26 protein-coding genes are annotated in these 26,936 nt (G+C 50.2%); 19 read left to right on the top strand and 7 right to left on the bottom strand.

The features are described from left to right. The 3 genes from thrB to EAS44_RS20615 all read left to right on the top strand — a co-directional run bounded on the left by thrB (window position 1) and on the right by EAS44_RS20615 (window position 2,730). Window positions 1-933: a homoserine kinase gene (gene thrB, locus EAS44_RS20625; protein WP_000241660.1), complete on the top strand. Its 933-nt coding sequence runs from the start codon at window positions 1-3 to the stop codon at window positions 931-933. After that, window positions 934-2,220 (top strand): threonine synthase, encoded by a 1,287-nt coding sequence (thrC, locus tag EAS44_RS20620; RefSeq protein ID WP_000781042.1) that lies wholly within the window; start codon window positions 934-936, stop codon window positions 2,218-2,220. Between the two features lie 213 nt (window positions 2,221-2,433). Beyond that, window positions 2,434-2,730, top strand: coding sequence for a DUF2502 domain-containing protein (locus EAS44_RS20615; RefSeq protein WP_000738733.1), 297 nt, complete (start codon window positions 2,434-2,436; stop codon window positions 2,728-2,730). Window positions 2,731-2,769: 39 nt separating this feature from the next. Here the strand turns inward: EAS44_RS20615 and yaaA are convergent, their stop codons facing one another. Both yaaA and yaaJ read right to left on the bottom strand, forming a co-directional pair. After that, the gene (gene yaaA, locus EAS44_RS20610; RefSeq protein ID WP_000906189.1) at window positions 2,770-3,546 is read right to left on the bottom strand and encodes a peroxide stress protein YaaA; all 777 of its coding nucleotides are present in this window, start codon (window positions 3,544-3,546) and stop codon (window positions 2,770-2,772) included. 69 nt (window positions 3,547-3,615) lie between these two features. After that, complete coding sequence (gene yaaJ / locus EAS44_RS20605; protein ID WP_001112558.1) at window positions 3,616-5,046, bottom strand: alanine/glycine:cation symporter family protein; 1,431 nt, start codon at window positions 5,044-5,046, stop codon at window positions 3,616-3,618. Between the two features lie 278 nt (window positions 5,047-5,324). On the opposite strand from yaaJ, the gene tal reads away from it, so the two are divergent. After that, the gene (gene tal / locus EAS44_RS20600; protein WP_000130187.1) at window positions 5,325-6,278 is read left to right on the top strand and encodes a transaldolase; all 954 of its coding nucleotides are present in this window, start codon (window positions 5,325-5,327) and stop codon (window positions 6,276-6,278) included. A gap of 114 nt (window positions 6,279-6,392) precedes the next feature. Then, complete coding sequence (gene mog / locus EAS44_RS20595) at window positions 6,393-6,980, top strand: molybdopterin adenylyltransferase (protein WP_001094685.1); 588 nt, start codon at window positions 6,393-6,395, stop codon at window positions 6,978-6,980. 204 nt (window positions 6,981-7,184) lie between these two features. Here the strand turns inward: mog and satP are convergent, their stop codons facing one another. The 3 genes from satP to yaaI form a co-directional block, all read right to left on the bottom strand. Further along, window positions 7,185-7,751: an acetate uptake transporter gene (gene satP / locus EAS44_RS20590; protein ID WP_000528533.1), complete on the bottom strand. Its 567-nt coding sequence runs from the start codon at window positions 7,749-7,751 to the stop codon at window positions 7,185-7,187. A gap of 148 nt (window positions 7,752-7,899) precedes the next feature. After that, complete coding sequence (msyB, locus tag EAS44_RS20585; protein ID WP_001102393.1) at window positions 7,900-8,613, bottom strand: acidic protein MsyB; 714 nt, start codon at window positions 8,611-8,613, stop codon at window positions 7,900-7,902. A 25-nt stretch (window positions 8,614-8,638) separates the two neighbouring features. After that, window positions 8,639-9,043: a DUF2541 family protein gene (yaaI, locus tag EAS44_RS20580; protein ID WP_000843687.1), complete on the bottom strand. Its 405-nt coding sequence runs from the start codon at window positions 9,041-9,043 to the stop codon at window positions 8,639-8,641. A gap of 371 nt (window positions 9,044-9,414) precedes the next feature. On the opposite strand from yaaI, the gene dnaK reads away from it, so the two are divergent. Next, window positions 9,415-11,331 carry a molecular chaperone DnaK gene (gene dnaK / locus EAS44_RS20575; RefSeq protein WP_000516135.1) on the top strand — a complete coding sequence of 639 codons (1,917 nt, stop codon included), beginning with the start codon at window positions 9,415-9,417 and terminating at the stop codon, window positions 11,329-11,331. Window positions 11,332-11,419: 88 nt separating this feature from the next. Next, entirely contained in the window at window positions 11,420-12,550 is a 1,131-nt protein-coding gene (dnaJ, locus tag EAS44_RS20570; protein ID WP_001118464.1) for a molecular chaperone DnaJ, read from the top strand. A 104-nt stretch (window positions 12,551-12,654) separates the two neighbouring features. Here dnaJ and mokC read toward each other — a convergent pair whose 3' ends face one another. Next, window positions 12,655-12,807, bottom strand: a complete 153-nt coding sequence (gene mokC, locus EAS44_RS20565; protein ID WP_000809168.1) for a type I toxin-antitoxin system toxin MokC — start codon at window positions 12,805-12,807, stop codon at window positions 12,655-12,657. Window positions 12,808-13,418: 611 nt separating this feature from the next. Here mokC and EAS44_RS20560 point away from each other — a divergent pair. The 5 genes from EAS44_RS20560 (at window position 13,419) to nhaR (ending at window position 19,447) form a co-directional block, all read left to right on the top strand. Next, window positions 13,419-14,180, top strand: coding sequence for an outer membrane protein OmpK (locus tag EAS44_RS20560; protein WP_001274823.1), 762 nt, complete (start codon window positions 13,419-13,421; stop codon window positions 14,178-14,180). 19 nt (window positions 14,181-14,199) lie between these two features. Next, on the top strand, window positions 14,200-15,693 hold the full coding sequence (locus tag EAS44_RS20555) for a sulfatase (protein WP_001350775.1): 1,494 nt from the start codon (window positions 14,200-14,202) through the stop codon (window positions 15,691-15,693). A gap of 128 nt (window positions 15,694-15,821) precedes the next feature. Further along, entirely contained in the window at window positions 15,822-17,081 is a 1,260-nt protein-coding gene (locus EAS44_RS20550; protein WP_000494924.1) for a hypothetical protein, read from the top strand. Between the two features lie 234 nt (window positions 17,082-17,315). After that, the gene (gene nhaA / locus EAS44_RS20545; protein ID WP_000681386.1) at window positions 17,316-18,482 is read left to right on the top strand and encodes a Na+/H+ antiporter NhaA; all 1,167 of its coding nucleotides are present in this window, start codon (window positions 17,316-17,318) and stop codon (window positions 18,480-18,482) included. A 59-nt stretch (window positions 18,483-18,541) separates the two neighbouring features. After that, window positions 18,542-19,447, top strand: coding sequence for a transcriptional activator NhaR (gene nhaR / locus EAS44_RS20540; RefSeq protein ID WP_000062878.1), 906 nt, complete (start codon window positions 18,542-18,544; stop codon window positions 19,445-19,447). Window positions 19,448-19,542: 95 nt separating this feature from the next. On the opposite strand, the gene rpsT is transcribed toward nhaR, so the two are convergent. Beyond that, the gene (gene rpsT / locus EAS44_RS20535; RefSeq protein ID WP_001274021.1) at window positions 19,543-19,806 is read right to left on the bottom strand and encodes a 30S ribosomal protein S20; all 264 of its coding nucleotides are present in this window, start codon (window positions 19,804-19,806) and stop codon (window positions 19,543-19,545) included. Window positions 19,807-19,908: 102 nt separating this feature from the next. On the opposite strand from rpsT, the gene yaaY reads away from it, so the two are divergent. From yaaY to rihC, 7 genes are all read left to right on the top strand, one after another. Next, complete coding sequence (yaaY, locus tag EAS44_RS20530) at window positions 19,909-20,127, top strand: DUF2575 family protein (RefSeq protein WP_001337277.1); 219 nt, start codon at window positions 19,909-19,911, stop codon at window positions 20,125-20,127. A 7-nt stretch (window positions 20,128-20,134) separates the two neighbouring features. Then, window positions 20,135-21,076: a bifunctional riboflavin kinase/FAD synthetase gene (gene ribF / locus EAS44_RS20525; protein WP_000767329.1), complete on the top strand. Its 942-nt coding sequence runs from the start codon at window positions 20,135-20,137 to the stop codon at window positions 21,074-21,076. Between the two features lie 42 nt (window positions 21,077-21,118). After that, window positions 21,119-23,935 (top strand): isoleucine--tRNA ligase, encoded by a 2,817-nt coding sequence (gene ileS, locus EAS44_RS20520; RefSeq protein ID WP_001286813.1) that lies wholly within the window; start codon window positions 21,119-21,121, stop codon window positions 23,933-23,935. Next, window positions 23,935-24,429 carry a signal peptidase II gene (gene lspA, locus EAS44_RS20515; RefSeq protein ID WP_000083369.1) on the top strand — a complete coding sequence of 165 codons (495 nt, stop codon included), beginning with the start codon at window positions 23,935-23,937 and terminating at the stop codon, window positions 24,427-24,429. The genes ileS and lspA overlap by 1 nt, the downstream gene beginning before the upstream one ends. A gap of 107 nt (window positions 24,430-24,536) precedes the next feature. Next, a complete protein-coding gene (fkpB, locus tag EAS44_RS20510) occupies window positions 24,537-24,986 on the top strand; it encodes an FKBP-type peptidyl-prolyl cis-trans isomerase (protein ID WP_000004655.1) in 450 nt (149 codons plus the stop codon). 1 nt (window position 24,987) lies between these two features. Then, window positions 24,988-25,938 (top strand): 4-hydroxy-3-methylbut-2-enyl diphosphate reductase, encoded by a 951-nt coding sequence (ispH, locus tag EAS44_RS20505; protein WP_001166403.1) that lies wholly within the window; start codon window positions 24,988-24,990, stop codon window positions 25,936-25,938. Between the two features lie 65 nt (window positions 25,939-26,003). Continuing rightward, the gene (gene rihC / locus EAS44_RS20500; protein ID WP_001239167.1) at window positions 26,004-26,918 is read left to right on the top strand and encodes a ribonucleoside hydrolase RihC; all 915 of its coding nucleotides are present in this window, start codon (window positions 26,004-26,006) and stop codon (window positions 26,916-26,918) included. Window positions 26,919-26,936 lie beyond the last annotated feature (18 nt).

Below are 26,936 nucleotides of genomic sequence, written 5' to 3'. Positions count from 1 at the left end.
ATGGTTAAAGTTTATGCCCCGGCTTCCAGTGCCAATATGAGCGTCGGGTTTGATGTGCTCGGGGCGGCGGTGACACCTGTTGATGGTGCATTGCTCGGAGATGTAGTCACGGTTGAGGCGGCAGAGACATTCAGTCTCAACAACCTCGGACGCTTTGCCGATAAGCTGCCGTCAGAGCCACGGGAAAATATCGTTTATCAGTGCTGGGAGCGTTTTTGCCAGGAGCTTGGCAAGCAAATTCCAGTGGCGATGACTCTGGAAAAGAATATGCCGATCGGTTCGGGCTTAGGCTCCAGCGCCTGTTCAGTGGTCGCGGCGCTGATGGCGATGAATGAACACTGCGGCAAGCCGCTTAATGACACTCGTTTGCTGGCTTTGATGGGCGAGTTGGAAGGGCGTATCTCCGGCAGCATTCATTACGACAACGTGGCACCGTGTTTTCTTGGTGGTATGCAGTTGATGATTGAAGAAAACGACATCATCAGTCAGCAAGTGCCAGGGTTTGATGAGTGGCTGTGGGTGCTGGCGTATCCGGGGATTAAAGTCTCGACGGCAGAAGCCAGGGCTATTTTACCGGCGCAGTATCGCCGCCAGGATTGCATTGCGCACGGGCGACATCTGGCAGGCTTCATTCACGCCTGCTATTCCCGTCAGCCTGAGCTTGCCGCGAAGCTGATGAAAGATGTTATCGCTGAACCCTACCGTGAACGGTTACTGCCAGGCTTCCGGCAGGCGCGGCAGGCGGTTGCGGAAATCGGCGCGGTAGCGAGCGGTATCTCCGGCTCCGGCCCGACTTTGTTCGCTCTGTGTGACAAGCCGGATACCGCCCAGCGCGTTGCCGACTGGTTGGGTAAAAACTACCTGCAAAATCAGGAAGGTTTTGTTCATATTTGCCGGCTGGATACGGCGGGCGCACGAGTACTGGAAAACTAAATGAAACTCTACAATCTGAAAGATCACAATGAGCAGGTCAGCTTTGCGCAAGCCGTAACCCAGGGGTTGGGCAAAAATCAGGGGCTGTTTTTCCCGCACGACCTGCCGGAATTCAGCCTGACTGAAATTGATGAGATGCTGAAGCTGGATTTTGTCACCCGCAGTGCGAAGATCCTCTCGGCGTTTATTGGTGATGAAATCCCGCAGGAAATCCTGGAAGAGCGCGTACGCGCGGCGTTTGCCTTCCCGGCTCCGGTCGCCAATGTTGAAAGCGATGTCGGTTGTCTGGAATTGTTCCACGGGCCAACGCTGGCATTTAAAGATTTCGGCGGTCGCTTTATGGCACAAATACTGACCCATATTGCGGGCGATAAGCCAGTGACCATTCTGACCGCGACATCCGGTGATACTGGAGCGGCAGTGGCTCATGCTTTCTACGGTTTACCGAATGTGAAAGTGGTTATCCTCTATCCACGAGGCAAAATCAGTCCACTGCAAGAAAAACTGTTCTGTACATTGGGCGGCAATATCGAAACTGTTGCCATCGACGGCGATTTCGATGCCTGTCAGGCGCTGGTGAAGCAGGCGTTTGATGATGAAGAACTGAAAGTGGCGCTGGGGCTAAACTCTGCTAACTCCATTAACATCAGCCGTTTGCTGGCGCAGATTTGCTACTACTTTGAAGCTGTTGCGCAGCTGCCGCAGGAAGCGCGCAACCAGCTGGTTGTCTCGGTGCCAAGCGGAAACTTCGGCGATTTGACGGCGGGTCTGCTGGCGAAGTCACTCGGTCTGCCGGTGAAACGTTTTATTGCTGCGACCAACGTGAACGATACCGTGCCACGTTTCCTGCACGACGGTCAGTGGTCACCCAAAGCGACTCAGGCGACGTTATCCAATGCGATGGATGTTAGCCAGCCAAACAACTGGCCGCGTGTGGAAGAGTTGTTCCGCCGCAAAATCTGGCAACTGAAAGAGCTGGGGTATGCAGCCGTGGATGATGAAACCACGCAACAGACAATGCGTGAGTTAAAAGAACTGGGCTATACCTCGGAGCCGCACGCTGCCGTAGCTTATCGTGCGCTGCGTGACCAGTTGAATCCAGGCGAATATGGCTTGTTCCTCGGCACCGCGCATCCGGCGAAATTTAAAGAGAGCGTGGAAGCGATTCTCGGTGAAACGTTGGATCTGCCAAAAGAGCTGGCAGAACGTGCTGATTTACCCTTGCTTTCGCATAACCTGCCCGCCGATTTTGCTGCGTTGCGTAAATTGATGATGAATCATCAGTAACATCTATTCATTATCTCAATCAGGCCGGGTTTGCTTTTATGCAGCCCGGCTTTTTTATGAAGAAAATATGGAGAAAAACGACAGGGAAAAAGGAGAAATTCTCAATAAATGCGGTAACTTAGAGATTAGGATTGCGGAGAATAACAACTGCCGTTCTCATCGCGTAATCTCCGGATATCGACCCATAACGGGCAATGATAAAAGGAGTAACCTGTGAAAAAGATGCAATCTATCGTACTCGCACTTTCCCTGGTTCTGGTCGCTCCCATGGCAGCGCAGGCTGCGGAAATTACGCTAGTCCCGTCAGTAAAATTACAGATAGGCGATCGTGATAATCGTGGCTATTACTGGGATGGCGGTCACTGGCGCGACCACGGCTGGTGGAAACAACATTATGAATGGCGAGGCAATCGCTGGCACCCATATGGACCGCCGCCATCGCCGCGCCATAACAAGCACAATGATCATCGTGGCGATCATCGTCCGGAGCCGGACAAACATCATCGCTAAATATCAATGCCGGATTACCATCCGGCATTGACTACAAACTTAACGCTGCTCGTAGCGTTTAAACACCAGTTCGCCATTGCTGGAGGAAGCTTCATCAAAGAAGTAACCTTCGCTATTAAAACCAGTCAGTTGCTCTGGTTTGGTCAGCCGATTTTCAATAATGAAACGACTCATCAGACCGCGTGCTTTCTTAGCGTAGAAGCTGATTATCTTAAATTTGCCGTTCTTCTCATCGAGGAACACTGGCTTGATAATCTCGGCATTCAATTTCTTCGGCTTCACCGATTTAAAATACTCATCTGACGCCAGATTTATCACCACATTATCGCCTTGTGCTGCGAGCGCCTCGTTCAGCTTGTTGGTGATGATATCTCCCCAGAATTGATACAGATCTTTCCCTCGGGCATTCTCAAGACGTATCCCCATTTCCAGACGATAAGGCTGCATTAAATCGAGCGGGCGCAGTACGCCATACAAGCCGGAAAGCATTCGCAAATGCTGTTGGGCAAAATCGAAATCGTCTTCGCTGAAGGTTTCGGCCTGCAAGCCAGTGTAGACATCACCTTTAAACACCAGAATTGCCTGGCGGGCATTCTCCGGTGTGAAATTTGGCTGCCAGTCATGAAAGCGAGCGGCGTTGATACCCGCCAGTTTGTCGCTGATGCGCATCAGGGAGCTAATCTGCGGGGGCGTCAGTTTCCGCGCTTCATGGATCAGCTGCTGGGCGTTGTCTAACAGCTCCGGCAGCGTATAGCGCGTGGTGGTCAACGGGCTTTGGTAATCAAGCGTTTTCGCAGGTGAAATAAGAATCAGCATATCCAGTCCTTGCAGGAAATTTATGCCGACTTTAGCAAAAAAAGAGAATGAGTTGATCGATAGTTGTGATTACTCCTGCGAAACATCATCCCACGCGTCTGGAGAAAGCTGGCGACCGATCTCCGGATAACGCAACGGATCAAACACCGGACGCACGCCGAGTTTACGCTGGCGTAGATAATCACTGGCAATGGTATGAACCACAGGCGAGAGCAGTAATATGGCGGTCAAATTGGTAATAGCCATGCAGGCCATAATGATATCTGCCAGTTGCCACATCAGCGGAAGACTTAGCAAGGTGCCGCCGATGACCGTTGCGAAGGTGCAGATCCGCAGACACCAGATCGCTTTAGGGTTGTTCAGGCGTAAAAAGAAGAGATTGTTTTCGGCATAAATGTAGTTGGTAACGATGGAGCTGAAGGCAAACAGAATAACCACGAGGGTAACAAACTCCGCACCCCAGGAACCCATTAGCACCCGCATCGCCTTCTGGATAAGCTGAATACCTTCCAGCGGCATGTAGGTTGTGCCGTTACCCGCCAGTAATATCAGCATGGCGCTTGCCGTGCAGATGACCAGGGTGTCGATAAAAATGCCAATCATCTGGACAATTCCTTGCGCTGCCGGATGCGGAGGCCAGGACGCAGCTGCCGCTGCCGCGTTTGGCGTCGACCCCATTCCCGCCTCATTGGAAAACATACTGCGCTGAAAACCGTTAGTAATCGCCTGGCTTAAGGTATATCCCGCCGCGCCGCCTGCAGCTTCCTGCCAGCCAAAAGCACTCTCAAAAATAGACCAAATGACGTGGGGAAGTTGCCCGATATTCATTACGCAAATCACCAGGCAGGTCAGTACCCAGATTATCGCCATCAACGGGACAAACCCCTGCATGAGCCGGGCGACGCCATGAAGACCGCGAGTGATCGCCAGCAGAGCAAAGACAGCGAGAATAATACCTGTTACCAGCGGGGGAAAATCAAAAGAAAAACTCAGAGCTCGCGCAACGGCGTTCGCCTGAACTCCGCTGAAAATTATGGCGTAGGCGATGAGCAAAAAGACGGCGAACAGAACGCCCATCCAGCGCATCCCCAGCCCGCGCGCCATATACCATGCCGGTCCGCCACGAAACTGCCCATTGGCATCACGTTCTTTATAAAGCTGTGCGAGGGAACATTCGGCAAACGAGGTCGCCATGCCGATAAATGCGGCAACCCACATCCAGAAGACGGCTCCAGGTCCACCGGCGGTAATTGCCAGCGCAACGCCGGCCAGGTTGCCGCTACCCACGCGCGCTGCAAGACTGGTACACAATGACTGAAATGAGGTTAAACCGCCTGGCTGTGGATGAATGCTATTTTTAAGACTTTTGCCAAACTGGCGGATGTAGCGAAACTGCACAAATCCGGTGCGAAAAGTGAACCAACAACCTGCGCCGAAGAGCAGGTAAATCATTACCGATCCCCAAAGGACGCTGTTAATAAAGGAGAAAAAATCTGGCATGCATATCCCTCTTATTGCCGGTCGCGATGACTTTCCTGTGTAAACGTTACCAATTGTTTAAGAAGTATATACGCTACGAGGTACTTGATAACTTCTGCGTAGCATACATGAGGTTTTGTATAAAAATGGCGGGCGATATCAACGCAGTGTCAGAAATCCGAAACAGTCTCGCCTGGCGATAACCGTCTTGTCGGCGGTTGCGCTGACGTTGCGTCGTGATATCATCAGGGCAGACCGGTTACATCCCCCTAACAAGCTGTTTAAAGAGAAATACTATCATGACGGACAAATTGACCTCCCTTCGTCAGTACACCACCGTAGTGGCCGACACTGGGGACATCGCGGCAATGAAGCTGTATCAACCGCAGGATGCCACAACCAACCCTTCTCTCATTCTTAACGCAGCGCAGATTCCGGAATACCGTAAGTTGATTGATGATGCTGTCGCCTGGGCGAAACAGCAGAGCAACGATCGCGCGCAGCAGATCGTGGACGCGACCGACAAACTGGCCGTAAATATTGGTCTGGAAATCCTGAAACTGGTTCCGGGCCGTATCTCAACTGAAGTTGATGCGCGTCTTTCCTATGACACCGAAGCGTCAATTGCGAAAGCAAAACGCCTGATCAAACTCTACAACGATGCAGGTATTAGCAACGATCGTATTCTGATCAAACTGGCTTCTACCTGGCAGGGTATCCGTGCTGCGGAACAGCTGGAAAAAGAAGGCATCAACTGTAACCTGACCCTGCTGTTCTCCTTCGCTCAGGCTCGTGCTTGTGCGGAAGCGGGCGTGTTCCTGATCTCGCCGTTTGTTGGCCGTATTCTTGACTGGTACAAAGCGAATACCGATAAGAAAGAGTACGCTCCGGCAGAAGATCCGGGCGTGGTTTCTGTATCTGAAATCTACCAGTACTACAAAGAGCATGGTTATGAAACCGTGGTTATGGGCGCAAGCTTCCGTAACATCGGCGAAATTCTGGAACTGGCAGGCTGCGACCGTCTGACCATCGCACCGGCACTGCTGAAAGAGCTGGCGGAGAGCGAAGGGGCTATCGAACGTAAACTGTCTTACACTGGTGAAGTGAAAGCGCGTCCGGCGCGTATCACTGAGTCCGAGTTCCTGTGGCAGCACAACCAGGATCCAATGGCAGTAGATAAACTGGCGGAAGGTATCCGTAAGTTTGCTGTTGACCAGGAAAAACTGGAAAAAATGATCGGCGATCTGCTGTAATCATACTTAGCGTGACCGGGAAGTCGGTCACGCTACCTCTTCTGAAACCTGTCTGTCACTCCCTTCGCAGTGTATCATTCTGTTTAACGAGACTGTTTAAACGGAAAAATCTTGATGAATACTTTACGTATTGGCTTAGTTTCCATCTCTGATCGCGCATCCAGCGGCGTTTATCAGGATAAAGGCATCCCTGCGCTGGAAGAATGGCTGACATCGGCGCTAACCACGCCGTTTGAACTGGAAACCCGCTTAATCCCCGATGAGCAGGCGATCATCGAGCAAACGTTGTGTGAGCTGGTGGATGAAATGAGTTGCCATCTGGTGCTCACCACGGGCGGAACTGGCCCGGCGCGTCGTGACGTAACGCCCGATGCGACGCTGGCAGTAGCGGACCGCGAGATGCCAGGCTTTGGTGAACAGATGCGCCAGATCAGCCTGCATTTTGTACCAACTGCGATCCTTTCGCGTCAGGTGGGGGTGATTCGCAAACAGGCGCTGATCCTTAACTTACCCGGTCAACCGAAGTCTATTAAAGAGACGCTGGAAGGTGTGAAGGACGCTGAGGGTAACGTTGTGGTGCACGGTATTTTTGCCAGCGTACCGTACTGCATTCAGTTGCTGGAAGGGCCATACGTTGAAACGGCACCGGAAGTGGTTGCAGCATTCAGACCGAAGAGTGCAAGACGCGAAGTTAGCGAATAAAAAAATCCCCCCAAGCGGGGGGATCAGACTGATGACAAACGCAAAACTGCCTGATGCGCTACGCTTATCAGGCCTACGATCTTCTTGCAATATATTGAATTTGCACGATTTTGTAGGCCGGATAAGGCGTTCACGCCGCATCCGGCATAAACAAAGCGCACGTTGTTAACAATCTTATCCCTTCGAGCGGGGGGAGCTTAACAATTAGTGAGACTCACCAATCGGCAGAACGGTGCGACCAAACTGCTCGTTCAGCACTTCACCCATCGCCAGATAGATTGCACTGGCACCGCAGATAAGACCAATCCAGCCGGCAAAGTGGATGATCGCGGCGTTACCGGCAATGTTACCGATCGCCAGCAGGGCAAACAGCACGGTCAGGCTAAAGAAAACGAATTGCAGAACGCGTGCGCCTTTCAGCGTGCCGAAGAACATAAACAGCGTAAATATGCCCCACAGACCCAGGTAGACACCAAGGAACTGTGCATTTGGCGCATCGGTCAGCCCCAGTTTCGGCATCAGCAGAATTGCAACCAGCGTCAGCCAGAAAGAACCGTAAGAGGTGAATGCGGTTAAACCGAAAGTGTTGCCTTTTTTGTACTCCAGCAGACCGGCAAAAATTTGCGCGATGCCGCCGTAGAAAATGCCCATGGCAAGAATAATACCGTCCAGAGCAAAATAACCCACGTTGTGCAGGTTAAGCAGAATGGTGGTCATGCCGAAGCCCATCAGGCCCAGCGGTGCCGGATTAGCCAACTTAGTGTTGCCCATAATTCCTCAAAAATCATCATCGAATGAATGGTGAAATAATTTCCCTGAATAACTGTAGTGTTTTCAGGGCGCGGCATAATAATCAGCCAGTGGGGCAGTGTCTACGATCTTTTGAGGGGAAAATGAAAATTTTCCCCGGTTTCCGGTATCAGACCTGAGTGGCGCTAACCATCCGGCGCAGGCAGGCGATTTGCAGTACGGCTGGAATTGTCACGCGATAGGCACTGCCGCTGACCGCTTTAACCCCATTTAATGCTGCGCCCACAGGGCCTCCCAGACCCGCGCCGCGCAGCAAACCATGCCCAAGCACGCTCATTGCTGCGTGGGTGCGTAAAATGCGGGTCAATTGGCTGGAAAGCAAATGCGACACACCTTTTGCCAATAATTTGTCTTTCATCAGCAGCGGCAGCAGCTCTTCCAGCTCATTCACCCTGGCATCGACCGCGTGCAGAAACTCCTGCTTATGTTCCTCGTCCATTTTCTTCCAGGTATTACGCAGAAATTGTTCCAGTAACTGTTGCTCAATTTCAAACGTAGACATCTCTTTGTCGGCTTTCAGCTTCAATCGCTTTGAAACATCGAGCAAAATGGCGCGATACAATTTACCGTGTCCGCGCAGTTTGTTGGCGATACTATCGCCACCAAAATGCTGTAATTCTCCGGCAATCAGCTGCCAGTTGCGGCGGTGTCGCTCGGGATGTCCTTCCATCGATTTAAACAGTTCGTTGCGCATCAGTACGCTGGAGAGGCGAGTTTTGCCTTTTTCATTATGGGTGAGCAGCCGGGCGAAATTTGCCAACTGTTCCTCACTACAATGCTGGAGAAAATCCAGATCTGAATCATTCAGGTAATTAACATTCATTTTTTGTGGTTTCTATATTCTGGCGTTAGTCGTCGCCGATAATTTTCAGCGTGGCCATATCCGATGAGTTCACTGTATGACCGGAAAAGGTGATTTTTGAGACGCAGCGTTTGTTGTCGTTATCGCTGTTAATGTTGATCCAGTCAGTGGTTTGCTCTTCTTTTATTTCTGAAGGAATATTCAGGGTCTGACTGGCGCTTCGGGTGGCTTTGAAATAAATCGATGCACCGCTTAACTGCAAATCGCCATGGTCGGCTGAGAGTTGTATGCGTTTAACAATGCGACAAACAGGAAGTTTCAGCGCCAGATCGTTGGTTTCGTTTCGCGGCATTGCAATGACGCCGAGGATTTTATGGTCGTTTGCCTGCGCCGTGCAGCACAGCATCAGGCTAATCGCCAGGCTGGCGGAAATCGTAATAACGGATTTCATAAGGATTCTCTTGGTGGGGAGGGGTAAGGGGATGAAACTAGTTTACTGCTGATAAAGAGAAGTTTCAGGTACGTAATATTTTCTTTTTATTACAATTTTTTGATGAATGCCTTGGCTGCGATTCATTCTTTATATGAATAAAATTGTTGTCAGTTTCACGTCTTGTCCTGCCATATCGCGAAATTTCTGCGCAAAAGCACAAAAAATTTTTGCATCTCCCCCTTGATGACGTGGGTTACGACCCCATTTAGTAGTCAACCGCAGTGAGTGAGTCTGCAAAAAAATGAAATTGGGCAGTTGAAACCAGACGTTTCGCCCCTATTACAGACTCACAACCACATGATGACCGAATATATAGTGGAGACGTTTAGATGGGTAAAATAATTGGTATCGACCTGGGTACTACCAACTCTTGTGTAGCGATTATGGATGGCACCACTCCTCGTGTACTGGAGAACGCCGAAGGCGATCGCACCACGCCTTCTATCATTGCCTATACCCAGGATGGTGAAACTCTGGTTGGTCAGCCGGCTAAACGTCAGGCAGTGACGAACCCGCAAAACACCCTGTTTGCGATTAAACGCCTGATTGGCCGCCGCTTCCAGGACGAAGAAGTACAGCGTGATGTTTCCATCATGCCGTTCAAAATTATTGCTGCTGATAACGGCGACGCATGGGTCGAAGTTAAAGGCCAGAAAATGGCACCGCCGCAGATCTCTGCTGAAGTGCTGAAAAAAATGAAGAAAACCGCTGAAGATTACCTGGGTGAACCGGTAACTGAAGCTGTTATTACCGTACCGGCATACTTTAACGATGCTCAGCGTCAGGCAACCAAAGACGCAGGCCGTATCGCTGGTCTGGAAGTAAAACGTATCATCAACGAACCGACCGCAGCTGCGCTGGCTTACGGTCTGGACAAAGGTACTGGCAACCGTACTATCGCGGTTTATGACCTGGGTGGTGGTACTTTCGATATTTCCATTATCGAAATCGACGAAGTTGACGGCGAAAAAACCTTCGAAGTTCTGGCAACCAACGGTGATACCCACCTGGGTGGTGAAGACTTCGACAGTCGTCTGATCAACTATCTGGTTGAAGAATTCAAGAAAGATCAGGGCATTGACCTGCGCAACGATCCGCTGGCAATGCAGCGCCTGAAAGAAGCGGCAGAAAAAGCGAAAATCGAACTGTCTTCCGCTCAGCAGACCGACGTTAACCTGCCGTACATCACTGCAGACGCGACCGGTCCGAAACACATGAACATCAAAGTGACTCGTGCGAAACTGGAAAGCCTGGTTGAAGATCTGGTAAACCGTTCCATTGAGCCGCTGAAAGTTGCACTGCAGGACGCTGGCCTGTCCGTATCTGATATCGACGACGTTATCCTCGTTGGTGGTCAGACTCGTATGCCAATGGTTCAGAAGAAAGTTGCTGAATTCTTTGGTAAAGAGCCGCGTAAAGATGTTAACCCGGACGAAGCTGTAGCCATCGGTGCTGCTGTTCAGGGTGGTGTTCTGACTGGTGACGTAAAAGACGTACTGCTGCTGGACGTTACCCCGCTGTCTCTGGGTATCGAAACCATGGGCGGTGTGATGACCACGCTGATCGCGAAAAACACCACTATCCCGACCAAGCACAGCCAGGTGTTCTCTACCGCTGAAGACAACCAGTCTGCGGTAACCATCCATGTGCTGCAGGGTGAACGTAAACGTGCGGCTGATAACAAATCTCTGGGTCAGTTCAACCTGGATGGTATCAACCCGGCACCGCGCGGCATGCCGCAGATCGAAGTTACCTTCGATATCGATGCTGACGGTATCCTGCACGTTTCCGCGAAAGACAAAAACAGCGGTAAAGAGCAGAAGATCACTATCAAGGCTTCTTCTGGTCTGAACGAAGATGAAATCCAGAAAATGGTACGCGACGCAGAAGCTAACGCCGAAGCTGACCGTAAGTTTGAAGAGCTGGTACAGACTCGCAACCAGGGCGACCATCTGCTGCACAGCACCCGTAAGCAGGTTGAAGAAGCAGGCGACAAACTGCCGGCTGACGACAAAACTGCTATCGAGTCTGCGCTGACTGCACTGGAAACTGCTCTGAAAGGTGAAGACAAAGCCGCTATCGAAGCGAAAATGCAGGAACTGGCACAGGTTTCCCAGAAACTGATGGAAATCGCCCAGCAGCAACATGCCCAGCAGCAGACTGCCGGTGCTGATGCTTCTGCAAACAACGCGAAAGATGACGATGTTGTCGACGCTGAATTTGAAGAAGTCAAAGACAAAAAATAATCGCCCTATAAACGGGTAATTATACTGACACGGGCGAAGGGGAATTTCCTCTCCGCCCGTGCATTCATCTAGGGGCAAATCAAAAAAGATGGCTAAGCAAGATTATTACGAGATTTTAGGCGTTTCCAAAACAGCGGAAGAGCGTGAAATCAAAAAGGCCTACAAACGCCTGGCCATGAAATACCACCCGGACCGTAACCAGGGTGACAAAGAGGCCGAGGCGAAATTTAAAGAGATCAAGGAAGCTTATGAAGTTCTGACCGACTCGCAAAAACGTGCGGCATACGATCAGTATGGTCATGCTGCGTTTGAGCAAGGCGGCATGGGCGGCGGCGGTTTTGGCGGCGGCGCAGACTTCAGCGATATTTTTGGTGACGTTTTCGGCGATATTTTTGGCGGCGGACGTGGTCGTCAACGTGCGGCGCGCGGTGCTGATTTACGCTATAACATGGAGCTCACCCTCGAAGAAGCTGTACGTGGCGTGACCAAAGAGATCCGCATTCCGACTCTGGAAGAGTGTGACGTTTGCCACGGTAGCGGTGCAAAACCAGGTACACAGCCGCAGACCTGTCCGACCTGTCATGGTTCTGGCCAGGTGCAGATGCGCCAGGGTTTCTTTGCCGTGCAGCAGACCTGTCCACACTGTCAGGGCCGCGGTACGCTGATCAAAGATCCGTGCAACAAATGTCATGGTCATGGTCGTGTTGAGCGCAGCAAAACGCTGTCCGTTAAAATCCCGGCAGGGGTGGACACTGGAGACCGCATCCGTCTTGCGGGCGAAGGTGAAGCGGGTGAACACGGCGCACCGGCAGGCGATCTGTACGTTCAGGTTCAGGTTAAACAGCACCCGATTTTCGAGCGTGAAGGCAACAACCTGTATTGCGAAGTCCCGATCAACTTCGCTATGGCGGCGCTGGGTGGTGAAATCGAAGTACCGACCCTTGATGGTCGCGTCAAACTGAAAGTGCCTGGCGAAACCCAGACCGGTAAGCTGTTCCGTATGCGCGGTAAAGGCGTCAAGTCTGTCCGCGGTGGCGCACAGGGTGATTTGCTATGCCGCGTTGTTGTCGAAACACCGGTAGGTTTGAACGAGAAGCAGAAACAGCTGCTGCAAGAGCTGCAAGAAAGCTTTGGTGGCCCAACCGGCGAGCACAACAGCCCGCGTTCAAAGAGCTTCTTTGATGGCGTGAAGAAGTTTTTTGACGACCTGACTCGCTAACCTCCCCAAAAGCCTGCCCGTGGGCAGGCCAGGGTAAAAACCAGGGTGCGTTGAAGATATGCGAGCACCTGTAAAGTGGCGGGGATCACTCCCCGCCGTTGCTCTTACTCGGATTCGTAAGCCGTGAAAACAGCAACCTCCGTCTGGCCAGTTCGGATGTGAACCTCACAGAGGTCTTTTCTCGTTACCAGCGCCGCCACTACGGCGGTGATACAGATGACGATCAGGGCGACAATCATCGCCTTATGCTGCTTCATTGCTCTCTTCTCCTTGACCTTACGGTCAGTAAGAGGCACTCTACATGTGTTCTGCATATAGGGGGCCTCGGGTTGATGGTAAAATATCACTCGGGGCTTTTCTCTATCTGCCGTTCAGCTAATGCCTGAGACAGACAGCCTCAAGCACCCGCCGCTATTATATCGCTCTCTTTAACCCATTCTGTTTTATCGATTCTAATCCTGAAGACGCCTCGCATTTTTGCGTAATCAATCTTTAGTACATTGTTTATTTTAACTCTTATGTGCGTTTTCATTTACAAAAGTTGAGATTATGAACAAGAGGTTTAAGTTATGCCTGAATGGTGAGTTATTACTGGAGAAAGTAATAGAAGATACAAAATATTCTTGTACAGAATTGAATTTTCTTTTTGTGAGGAAAAATGTTTATAAATCAATGAGTGATATTTAAAATCGACACACTTTTTGAAACACGATACCTCCACACCCGGGGGTAAAAGTAATCTGCGATCTCCATCACGCTTTGCCATTCACCTTTAAATATACTTTCTGAGTCGTTCTTAATCAAAATGAATTATCTGATGTATTGATTTCTATGGAACCATAAAAAAAATGAATGGAGAGCATATTATATGTCTGCCAAAAGACGGCTTCTTATTGCGTGTGCCCTGACAACGATTTTCTATCACCTTCCTGCATATTCTTCATTAGAATATAAAGGTTCCTTTGGCTCAATAAATGCAGGTTATGCTGACTGGAATAGTGGCTTCATTAACACTCATCGTGGTGAAGTATGGAAAGTGACTGCAGACTTTGGTGTGAATTTTAAAGAAGCCGAGTTTTACTCATTTTATGAAAGCAATGTGCTTAACCATGCCGTAGCGGGGCGTAATCATACCGTTTCTGCTATGACACATGTCAGACTCTTTGACTCCAATATGACTTTCTTTGGCAAGATCTATGGTCAATGGGATAACTCATGGGGTGACGATCTTGATATGTTTTATGGTTTGGGCTACCTCGGCTGGAATGGTTCATGGGGGTTTTTTAAACCGTATATTGGATTACATAATCAATCTGGAGACTACGTCTCAGCCAAATATGGACAAACAAATGGCTGGAATGGTTATGTTGTTGGCTGGACAGCAGTATTACCTTTTACGTTATTTGACGAAAAATTTGTTTTATCTAACTGGAATGAAATAGAACTGGACAGAAATGATGCCTATGCGGAACAACAATTTGGTCGGAATGGGCTAAATGGCGGTTTAACAGTAGCCTGGAAGTTCTATCCTCGCTGGAAAGCCAGTGTGACGTGGCGTTATTTCGATAATAAGTTGGGCTACGATGGTTTTGGCGATCAAATGATTTATATGCTTGGTTATGATTTCTAATTTTCATCAGGGAATAATTATGCAGAAAACATTAATGGCCAGTTTGATCGGCCTTGCAGTTTGCACAGGGAATGCTTTTAATCCAGTCGTAGCTGCCGAGACTAAACAACCCAATTTAGTCATCATTATGGCGGATGATTTAGGCTATGGTGATTTAGCAACATATGGACATCAGATCGTTAAAACACCCAATATTGACAGGCTTGCCCAGGAGGGCGTCAAATTTACTGACTACTATGCACCAGCTCCCTTAAGTTCTCCTTCGCGGGCGGGGTTATTAACGGGGCGGATGCCATTTCGTACCGGCATACGTTCATGGATCCCAACGGGAAAAGATGTGGCATTAGGGCGTAATGAACTCACGATTGCTAATCTACTCAAAGCGCAAGGGTATGACACGGCCATGATGGGTAAGCTGCATCTGAATGCAGGCGGCGATCGCACCGATCAGCCGCAGGCAAAAGATATGGGCTTTGATTACTCACTGGTTAATACGGCGGGTTTTGTTACCGACGCCACGCTGGATAACGCTAAAGAACGCCCGCGTTATGGCATGGTTTACCCGACAGGTTGGCTACGTAACGGGCAACCCACTCCACGAGCCGATAAAATGAGCGGTGAGTATGTCAGTTCGGAAGTCGTCAACTGGCTGGATAACAAAAAGGACAGCAAGCCTTTCTTCCTCTATGTTGCTTTTACCGAAGTGCATAGCCCCCTGGCTTCGCCCAAAAAATACCTCGACATGTACTCACAATATATGAGCGCGTATCAGAAGCAGCATCCTGATTTATTTTATGGCGACTGGGCAGACAAACCCTGGCGTGGTGTGGGGGAATATTATGCCAATATCAGCTATCTGGATGCACAGGTTGGAAAAGTGCTGGATAAAATCAAAGCGATGGGTGAAGAAGATAACACAATCGTTATTTTTACCAGTGATAACGGTCCGGTAACGCGTGAAGCGCGCAAAGTGTATGAGCTGAATTTGGCAGGGGAAACGGATGGATTACGCGGTCGCAAGGATAACCTTTGGGAAGGCGGAATTCGTGTTCCAGCCATTATTAAATATGGTAAACATCTACCACAGGGAATGGTTTCAGATACACCCGTTTATGGTCTGGACTGGATGCCTACTTTAGCGAAAATGATGAACTTCAAATTACCTACAGACCGTACTTTCGATGGTGAATCGCTGGTTCCTGTTCTTGAGCAAAAAGCATTGAAACGCGAAAAGCCATTAATTTTCGGGATTGATATGCCATTCCAGGATGATCCAACCGATGAATGGGCGATCCGTGATGGTGACTGGAAGATGATTATCGATCGCAATAATAAACCGAAATATCTCTACAATCTGAAATCTGATCGTTATGAAACACTTAATCTGATCGGTAAAAAACCAGATATTGAAAAACAGATGTATGGTAAGTTTTTAAAATATAAAACTGATATTGATAATGATTCTCTAATGAAAGCCAGAGGTGATAAACCAGAAGCGGTGACCTGGGGCTAACCTGATAATCATAATAAATGTAATGTATGCCATTTAGGGCTATGCCCGCCTGATTCAGTGCTACGCATTGAATCAGGTTCTTTTCGCGTTGAACAATATCAAGATACGGCTATTCGCAGGGAGTGGATATGTTTACCAACGTAAATGTTGATTGTTGCAAAACACCAGGATGTAAAAACCTGGGGTTGCTGAATAGCCAGGATTATGTCGCACAGGGTAAAAATATTTTATGCCGTGAATGTGGTTACTTGTTTCCAGTGATATCTGAACAGTCGCTTAATATTTATCGTAATATTGTGAATCACTCCTGGAGAGGTTTGATTTGCCAATGTTCAACTTGCGGAGGCACGTCCCTCAAAAAATATGGATATTCTGCACAAGGCCAGAGAAGAATGTATTGCCATCATTGTGAGAAAACATTTATCACTCTGGAACATGTAATTACCACACCACGAGGAGCCCTGTTAGCATTGATGATTGAGCAAGGGGAGGCACTTGCGGATATCAGAAAGTCATTACTTCTTAACAGCACTGGACTTAGCCGTGAACTGTTAAAATTAGCGCGTGAAGCAAACTATAAAGAAAGTCGACAGTGTTTCCCAGCTTCTGATATTACCCTGAGTACCCGCGCTTTTCGCGTCAAGTATAATGGTAGCAATAACTCTCTTTATGCTCTTGTTACCGCAGAAGAACAAAGCGGCAGGGTGGTTGCCATCTCAACCAATTACTCCCCATCTGCCGTAGAGCAACATTATCAATACACATCGAACTATGAAGAGCGTATGTCTCCAGGGACGCTGGCACATCATGTCCAGCGCAAAGAGTTACTTACTATGCGGCGGGATACCTTGTTTGATATTGATTACGGCCCGGCAGTTTTACATCAAAACGATCCGGGAATGTTGGTAAAACCGGTTCTTCCGGCATATCGTCATTTTGAACTGGTCAGAATACTGACCGATGAGCATTCCAACAACGTTCAGCATTACCTTGATCACGAATGCTTTATATTGGGCGGCTGCCTGATGGCTAATTTGCAGCATATTCATCAAGGTCGCTGCCATATTTCCTTTGTCAAAGAGCGCGGTGTGGCACCCGCCACCATTGATTTTCCACCGCGATTATTCCTTAGTGGTGGGGTACGAAATAATGTCTGGCGTGCATTTTCTAACCGCAATTATTCAATGGCTGTATGCAATCTCACTGGCAGTAAGAAAGTCCGCGAGATGCGGCATGCAACATTGAACAGTGCGACGCGTTTTATCCACTTTGTGGAGAACCATCCTTTCCTTATATCATTGAACCGAATGTCTCCTGCGAATGTCGTTTCTACATTAGATATCCTCAAACATCTGTGGAATAAAAAACTAGAGCATGGAACAATTTAATTATTACTTTTCCGAATAATTTCTTCAGAAATCTTGACATTAGACTATGATTAATGGGGTTTAAGGTCATCAGCCGCCGCTTTCGGGCATCAAAAACTCATCTCTCGCTGATGGCGCAATTCTTTTAATAGATCGTAAAAAGCGAGCTATTCCTACACTATAATCTGATTTTAACGATGATTCGTGCGGGGTAAAATCGTGAAAACGATCTATTCACCTGAAGAGAAATAAAAAGTGAAACATCTGCATCGATTCTTTAGCAGTGATGCCTCGGGAGGCATTATTCTCATTATTGCCGCTGTATTAGCGATGATTATGGCCAACAGCGGTGCAACCAGTGGATGGTATCACGACTTTCTTGAGACGCCGGTTCAGCTCCGGGTTGGGACACTTGAGATCAACAAGAACATGCTGCTATGGATCAATGACGCTCTGATGGCGGTATTTTTCCTGTTGGTTGGTCTGGAAGTTAAACGCGAGCTGATGCAAGGTTCGCTGGCCAGTCTGCGCCAGGCGGCATTTCCTGTTATTGCCGCAATCGGCGGGATGATTGTCCCGGCATTGCTCTATCTGGCTTTTAACTATGCCGATCCGATTACCCGCGAAGGCTGGGCAATCCCGGCGGCGACTGACATTGCCTTTGCACTTGGTGTGTTGGCGCTGTTGGGAAGTCGTGTTCCGTTAGCGCTGAAGATCTTTTTGATGGCTCTGGCTATTATCGACGATCTTGGGGCCATCATTATCATCGCATTGTTCTACACTAATGACTTATCGATGGCCTCTCTTGGCGTCGCGGCTGTAGCAATTGCGGTACTCGTGGTATTGAATCTGTGTGGTGTACGCCGCACGGGCGTTTATATTCTGGTTGGCGTGGTGCTGTGGACAGCGGTGTTGAAATCGGGGGTTCACGCAACCCTGGCTGGCGTCATTGTCGGCTTCTTTATTCCTTTGAAAGAGAAGCATGGGCGCTCTCCGGCTAAACGTCTGGAGCATGTTTTGCATCCATGGGTGGCGTATCTGATTTTGCCGCTGTTTGCATTTGCTAATGCTGGCGTTTCACTGCAAGGTGTCACGCTGGAAGGTTTGACCTCCATCCTGCCATTAGGGATCATCGCTGGTTTGCTGATTGGCAAGCCACTGGGTATTAGTCTGTTCTGCTGGTTGGCGCTGCGTTTGAAATTGGCACATCTGCCAGAGGGAACGACTTACCAGCAAATTATGGCGGTTGGTATCCTGTGCGGTATCGGTTTTACTATGTCTATCTTTATTGCCAGCCTGGCATTTGGTAGCGTAGATCCAGAACTGATTAACTGGGCAAAATTAGGTATCCTTGTCGGTTCAATTTCTTCGGCGGTAATTGGATATAGCTGGTTACGCGTTCGTTTACGTCCATCAGTTTGACAGGACGATGTACTGGGGAGCCATAAACGGCTCCCTTTTCATTGTTATCAGGGAGAGAAATGAGCATGTCTCATATCAATTACAACCACTTGTATTACTTCTGGCATGTCTACAAAGAAGGTTCTGTGGTTGGCGCAGCGGAGGCGCTTTATTTAACACCACAAACCATTACCGGGCAGATCCGGGCGCTGGAAGAGCGCCTGCAAGGGAAACTATTTAAGCGTAAAGGACGTGGTCTGGAACCCAGCGAACTGGGGGAACTGGTCTATCGCTATGCCGATAAAATGTTCACCTTAAGCCAGGAAATGCTGGATATCGTCAACTATCGCAAAGAGTCCAACTTATTGTTTGATGTTGGTGTGGCAGATGCACTTTCCAAACGTCTGGTCAGCAGTGTTCTGGATGCCGCAGTTGTGGAAGACGAGCAGATCCATCTACGCTGTTTCGAATCGACGCACGAGATGCTTTTAGAGCAGTTGAGTCAGCATAAACTGGATATGATCATCTCTGACTGTCCGATCGATTCCACTCAGCAGGAAGGGCTGTTTTCCATGAAAATTGGCGAATGTGGTGTCAGTTTCTGGTGCACTAACCCACTACCAGAAAAGCCGTTTCCTGCCTGTCTTGAAGAGCGTCGTTTACTTATTCCGGGGCGTCGCTCAATGTTGGGGCGTAAGCTATTAAACTGGTTTAACTCCCAGGGCTTGAACGTCGAAATTTTGGGTGAGTTTGATGATGCTGCGTTGATGAAAGCCTTTGGGGCGACGCATAACGCTATTTTCGTTGCACCTTCGCTTTACGCTAATGATTTCTATAACGATGACTCGGTTGTGGAGATAGGCCGTGTTGAGAACGTGATGGAAGAGTACCACGCGATTTTTGCCGAAAGGATGATTCAGCACCCTGCAGTACAGCGTATCTGCAATACAGACTATTCTGCGCTGTTTACTCCAGCTTCAAAATAAACATTTGTACTTTGCAGGCCGAATTTTGGCCTGCAGATGGATATAAAAAAACCCGCCAGAGCGGGTTTTTTTACAAAGCTGACAACAACAGGCAATTAAGCCAGTTTGTTGATCTGTGCAGTCAGGTTAGCCTTATGACGTGCAGCTTTGTTTTTGTGGATCAGACCTTTAGCAGCCTGACGGTCCACGATTGGTTGCATTTCGTTAAATGCTTTCTGTGCAGCAGCTTTGTCGCCAGCTTCGATAGCTGCGTATACTTTCTTGATGAAAGTACGCATCATAGAGCGACGGCTTGCGTTGTGCTTACGAGCCTTTTCAGACTGAATGGCGCGCTTCTTAGCTGATTTGATATTAGCCAAGGTCCAACTCCCAAATGTGTTCTATATGGACAATTCAAAGGCCGAGGAATATGCCCTTTTAGCCTTCTTTTGTCAATGGATTTGTGCAAATAAGCGCCGTTAATGTGCCGGCACTCGTTACGTAGTGATGGCGCAGGATTCTACCAGCTTGCGGGGTGTGAATACAGCTTTTCCGCGAGAAAAATTGCAGCAGGCGGTCAGTTTCTTCCCATGATTTGCGCCATAGCAATGAAAAGCCACTTCTTTCTGATTTCGGTACTCAATCGCCGGTTAACCTTGACCGCTGTACAAGGTATACTCGGACGATTTTCACTGTTTTGAGCCAGACATGAAGCTGATACGCGGCATACATAATCTCAGCCAGGCCCCGCAAGAAGGGTGTGTGCTGACTATTGGTAATTTCGACGGCGTGCATCGCGGTCATCGCGCGCTGTTACAGGGCTTGCAGGAAGAAGGGCGCAAGCGCAACTTACCGGTGATGGTGATGCTTTTTGAACCTCAACCACTGGAACTGTTTGCTACTGATAAAGCCCCGGCACGGCTCACCCGGCTGCGGGAAAAACTGCGTTATCTTGCAGAGTGTGGCGTTGATTACGTGCTGTGCGTGCGTTTTGACAGGCGTTTTGCGGCGTTAACCGCGCAAAACTTCATCAGTGATCTTCTGGTGAAGCACTTGCGGGTAAAATTTCTTGCCGTAGGTGACGATTTCCGCTTTGGCGCTGGTCGTGAAGGCGATTTCTTGTTATTACAGAAAGCGGGCATGGAATACGGCTTCGATATCACCAGCACGCAAACTTTTTGCGAAGGTGGCGTGCGTATCAGCAGCACCGCCGTGCGTCAGGCGCTTGCGGATGACAATCTGGCTCTGGCAGAAAGTTTACTGGGGCACCCGTTTGCCATCTCCGGGCGTGTAGTCCACGGTGATGAATTAGGGCGCACTATAGGTTTCCCGACGGCGAATGTACCGCTACGCCGTCAGGTTTCCCCGGTGAAAGGGGTTTATGCGGTAGAAGTGTTGGGCCTTGGCGAAAAGCCGTTACCCGGCGTTGCAAACATCGGAACACGCCCAACGGTTGCCGGTATTCGCCAGCAACTGGAAGTGCATTTGTTAGATGTTGCAATGGACCTTTATGGTCGCCATATACAAGTAGTGCTGCGTAAAAAAATACGCAATGAGCAGCGATTTGCATCGCTGGACGAACTGAAAGCGCAGATTGCGCGTGATGAATTAACCGCCCGCGAATTTTTTGGGCTAACAAAACCGGCTTAAGCCTGTTATGTAATCAAACCGAAATACGGAACCGAGAATCTGATGAGTGACTATAAATCAACCCTGAATTTGCCGGAAACAGGGTTCCCGATGCGTGGCGATCTCGCCAAGCGCGAACCGGGAATGCTGGCGCGTTGGACTGATGATGATCTGTACGGCATCATTCGTGCAGCTAAAAAAGGCAAAAAAACCTTCATTCTGCATGATGGCCCTCCTTATGCGAATGGCAGTATTCATATTGGTCACTCGGTTAACAAGATTCTGAAAGACATTATCATTAAGTCCAAAGGGCTTTCTGGATATGACTCGCCGTATGTGCCTGGCTGGGACTGTCATGGTCTGCCAATCGAGCTGAAAGTAGAGCAAGAATACGGTAAGCCGGGGGAGAAATTCACCGCCGCTGAGTTCCGCGCCAAGTGCCGCGAATACGCTGCGACCCAGGTTGACGGTCAGCGCAAAGACTTTATCCGTCTGGGCGTGCTGGGCGACTGGTCGCACCCGTACCTGACCATGGACTTCAAAACTGAAGCCAACATCATCCGCGCGCTGGGCAAAATCATCGGCAACGGTCACCTGCACAAAGGCGCGAAGCCGGTGCACTGGTGCGTTGACTGCCGTTCTGCACTGGCAGAAGCGGAAGTTGAGTATTACGACAAAACTTCTCCGTCCATCGACGTCGCTTTCCTGGCGGTCGATCAGGATGCGCTTAAAACGAAATTTGGCGTAAGCAATGTTAACGGCCCAATTTCGCTGGTTATATGGACCACCACGCCGTGGACGCTGCCTGCTAACCGCGCAATCTCCATTGCACCTGATTTTGATTATGCGCTGGTGCAAATCGACGGTCAGGCCGTGATCCTCGCGAAAGATCTGGTTGAAAGCGTAATGCAGCGTATCGGCGTTAGCGATTACACCATTCTTGGCACGGTGAAAGGTGCCGAGCTGGAACTGTTGCGCTTTACCCATCCGTTTATGGACTTCGATGTTCCGGCAATTCTCGGCGACCACGTTACGCTGGATGCCGGTACCGGTGCCGTTCATACCGCGCCAGGCCACGGTCCGGACGACTATGTGATCGGTCAAAAATATGGTCTGGAAACCGCTAACCCGGTTGGCCCGGACGGCACTTATCTGCCGGGTACTTACCCGACTCTGGATGGCGTTAACGTCTTCAAAGCGAACGATATTGTCATTGCGTTGTTGCAGGAAAAAGGCGCACTGTTGCACGTTGAGAAAATGCAACACAGCTATCCGTGCTGCTGGCGTCATAAAACGCCGATCATCTTCCGCGCGACGCCGCAGTGGTTCGTCAGCATGGATCAGAAAGGTCTGCGTGCGCAGTCACTGAAAGAGATCAAAGGCGTGCAGTGGATCCCTGACTGGGGCCAGGCGCGTATCGAGTCGATGGTTGCTAACCGTCCTGACTGGTGTATCTCTCGTCAGCGTACCTGGGGCGTGCCGATGTCACTGTTCGTGCACAAAGACACAGAAGAACTGCATCCGCGTACTCTCGAACTGATGGAAGAAGTGGCAAAACGCGTTGAAGTTGACGGCATTCAGGCGTGGTGGGATCTCGATGCGAAAGAGATCCTCGGCGACGAAGCTGACCAGTATGTGAAAGTACCGGATACGCTGGATGTATGGTTTGACTCCGGATCTACCCACTCTTCCGTTGTTGATGTGCGTCCGGAATTTGCCGGTCACGCAGCGGACATGTATCTGGAAGGTTCTGACCAACACCGTGGCTGGTTCATGTCTTCCCTGATGATCTCTACCGCGATGAAGGGCAAAGCGCCATATCGTCAGGTACTGACTCACGGCTTTACCGTGGATGGTCAGGGTCGCAAGATGTCTAAATCCATCGGTAACACCGTTTCGCCGCAGGATGTGATGAACAAACTGGGTGCGGATATTCTGCGTCTGTGGGTGGCATCAACCGACTACACTGGCGAAATGGCCGTTTCTGACGAGATCCTGAAACGTGCTGCCGACAGCTATCGTCGTATCCGTAACACCGCGCGCTTCCTGCTGGCAAACCTGAACGGTTTTGATCCGGCAAAAGATATGGTGAAACCGGAAGAGATGGTGGTACTGGATCGCTGGGCCGTAGGTTGTGCGAAAGCGGCACAGGAAGACATCCTCAAAGCGTACGAAGCATACGATTTCCACGAAGTGGTACAGCGTCTGATGCGCTTCTGCTCCGTTGAGATGGGGTCCTTCTACCTCGACATCATCAAAGACCGTCAGTATACCGCCAAAGCGGACAGCGTGGCGCGTCGTAGCTGCCAGACTGCGCTGTATCACATCGCAGAAGCGCTGGTTCGCTGGATGGCACCAATCCTCTCCTTCACCGCTGATGAAGTGTGGGGTTACCTGCCGGGCGAACGTGAAAAATACGTCTTCACCGGCGAGTGGTACGAAGGCCTGTTTGGTCTGGCAGACAGTGAAGCAATGAACGATGCGTTCTGGGACGAGCTGTTGAAAGTGCGTGGCGAAGTGAACAAAGTCATTGAGCAAGCGCGTGCCGATAAGAAAGTGGGCGGCTCGCTGGAAGCGGCAGTAACCTTGTATGCAGAACCGGAACTGGCGGCGAAACTGACCGCGCTGGGCGATGAATTACGATTTGTCCTGTTGACCTCCGGCGCTACCGTTGCAGACTATAACGACGCACCTGCTGATGCCCAGCAGAGCGAAGTCCTCAAAGGGCTGAAAGTCGCGTTGAGTAAAGCCGAAGGTGAGAAGTGCCCTCGCTGCTGGCACTACACCCAGGATGTCGGCAAGGTGGCGGAACACGCAGAAATCTGCGGCCGCTGTGTCAGCAACGTCGCCGGTGACGGTGAAAAACGTAAGTTTGCCTGATGAGTCAATCGATCTGTTCAACAGGGCTACGCTGGCTGTGGCTGGTGGTAGTCGTGCTGATTATCGATCTGGGCAGCAAATACCTGATCCTCCAGAACTTTGCTCTGGGGGATACGGTCCCGCTGTTCCCGTCGCTTAATCTGCATTATGCGCGTAACTATGGCGCAGCGTTTAGTTTCCTTGCCGATAGCGGCGGCTGGCAGCGTTGGTTCTTTGCCGGTATTGCGATTGGTATTAGCGTGATCCTGGCAGTGATGATGTATCGCTCGAAGGCCACGCAGAAGCTAAACAATATCGCTTACGCGCTGATTATTGGCGGCGCACTGGGCAACCTGTTCGACCGCCTGTGGCACGGCTTCGTTGTCGATATGATCGACTTCTATGTCGGCGACTGGCACTTCGCCACCTTCAACCTTGCCGATACTGCCATTTGTGTCGGTGCGGCACTGATTGTGCTGGAAGGTTTTTTACCTTCTAAAGCGAAAAAACAATAATAAACCCTGCCGGATGCGATGCTGACGCATCTTATCCGGCCTACAGATTGCTGCGAAATCGTAGGCCGCATCCGGCAAAAATCCTCAAAATATAAGAGCAAACCTGCATGTCTGAATCTGTACAGAGCAATAGCGCCGTCCTGGTGCACTTCACGCTGAAACTCGATGATGGCACCACCGCTGAGTCTACCCGCAACAACGGTAAACCGGCGCTGTTCCGCCTGGGTGATGCTTCTCTTTCTGAAGGGCTGGAGCAACACCTGCTGGGGCTGAAAGTGGGCGATAAAACCACCTTCTCGCTGGAGCCAGATGCGGCGTTTGGCGTGCCGTCACCGGACCTGATTCAGTACTTCTCCCGCCGTGAATTTATGGATGCAGGCGAGCCAGAAATTGGCGCAATCATGCTTTTTACCGCAATGGATGGCAGTGAGATGCCTGGCGTGATCCGCGAAATTAACGGCGACTCCATTACCGTTGATTTCAACCATCCGCTGGCCGGGCAGACCGTTCATTTTGATATTGAAGTGCTGGAAATCGATCCGGCACTGGAGGCGTAACATGCAGATCCTGTTGGCCAACCCGCGTGGTTTTTGTGCCGGGGTAGACCGCGCTATCAGCATTGTTGAAAACGCGCTGGCCATTTACGGCGCACCGATATATGTCCGTCACGAAGTGGTGCATAACCGCTACGTGGTCGATAGCCTGCGCGAGCGTGGGGCTATCTTTATTGAGCAGATTAGCGAAGTACCGGACGGCGCGATCCTGATTTTCTCCGCACACGGTGTTTCTCAGGCAGTACGTAACGAAGCGAAAAGCCGCGATTTGACGGTGTTTGATGCCACCTGTCCGCTGGTGACCAAAGTGCATATGGAAGTCGCCCGCGCCAGCCGTCGTGGTGAAGAATCTATTCTCATCGGTCACGCCGGGCACCCGGAAGTGGAAGGGACGATGGGCCAGTACAGCAACCCGGAAGGGGGAATGTATCTGGTCGAATCGCCAGACGATGTGTGGAAACTGACGGTCAAAAACGAAGAGAAGCTCTCCTTTATGACCCAAACCACGCTGTCGGTGGATGACACGTCTGATGTGATCGACGCGCTGCGTAAACGCTTCCCGAAAATTGTCGGTCCGCGCAAAGATGACATCTGCTACGCCACGACTAACCGTCAGGAAGCGGTACGCGCCCTGGCAGAGCAGGCGGAAGTAGTACTGGTGGTTGGTTCGAAAAACTCCTCCAACTCCAACCGTCTGGCGGAACTGGCCCAGCGTATGGGCAAGCGCGCGTTTTTGATTGACGATGCGACAGATATCCAGGAAGAGTGGGTGAAAGAGGCGAAATGCGTCGGCGTGACTGCTGGCGCATCAGCTCCGGATATTCTGGTACAGAACGTAGTCGCACGTTTACAGCAGCTTGGCGGTGGCGAAGCCATTCCGCTGGAAGGTCGTGAAGAAAACATTGTTTTCGAAGTGCCGAAAGAGCTGCGTGTCGATATTCGTGAAGTCGATTAAGTCATTAGCAGCCTAAGTTATGCGAAAATGCCGGTCTTGTTACCGGCATTTTTTATGGAGAAAACATGCGTTTACCTATCTTCCTCGATACAGACCCCGGCATTGACGATGCCGTTGCCATTGCCGCCGCGATTTTTGCCCCCGAACTCGATCTGCAACTGATGACCACTGTCGCGGGTAATGTTTCGGTAGAGAAAACCACCCGCAACGCCCTGCAACTGCTGCATTTCTGGAATGTGGATATTCCGCTTGCCCAGGGCGCTGCCGTACCACTGGTTCGTGCGCCGCGCGATGCGGCATCTGTACACGGTGAATCGGGAATGGCTGGCTATGACTTTGTTGAACACAACCGTCAGCCACTGGGTATACCGGCGTTTCTGGCAATTCGTGATGCCCTGATGCGTGCGCCAGAGCCCGTTACCCTGGTGGCCATCGGCCCGTTAACCAATATTGCGCTGTTACTTTCACAATGCCCGGAATGTAAGCCGTATATTCGCCGTCTGGTGATCATGGGCGGTTCTGCTGGTCGCGGCAACTGCACACCAAACGCCGAGTTTAATATCGCTGCCGATCCAGAAGCGGCAGCCTGTGTCTTCCGTAGCGGCATCGAAATCGTCATGTGCGGTCTGGATGTCACCAATCAGGCAATATTAACCCCTGACTATCTCGCTACTTTGCCGGAATTGAATCGCACCGGAAAAATGCTACACGCCCTGTTTAGCCACTACCGTAGCGGCAGTATGCAAAGTGGACTACGTATGCACGATCTTTGCGCTATCGCCTGGCTGGTGCGCCCGGAATTGTTCACTCTCAAACCGTGTTTTGTCGCGGTAGAAACTCAGGGTGAATTTACCTCAGGCACGACGGTTGTTGATATCGACGGTTGCCTGGGCAAACCAGCCAATGTACAGGTGGCGCTGGATCTGGATGTGAAAGGCTTCCAGCAATGGGTGGCTGAGGTGCTGGCCCTGGCGCTCTAATAATAAAACAAGGAAGTG

Origin of the sequence: Escherichia coli DSM 30083 = JCM 1649 = ATCC 11775, assembly GCF_003697165.2 — a bacterium.
GTDB lineage: Bacteria > Pseudomonadota > Gammaproteobacteria > Enterobacterales > Enterobacteriaceae > Escherichia > Escherichia coli.
The sequence above is the reverse complement of the archived record's forward strand: the minus strand, read 5'-3'. Positions and strand labels throughout refer to the sequence as shown.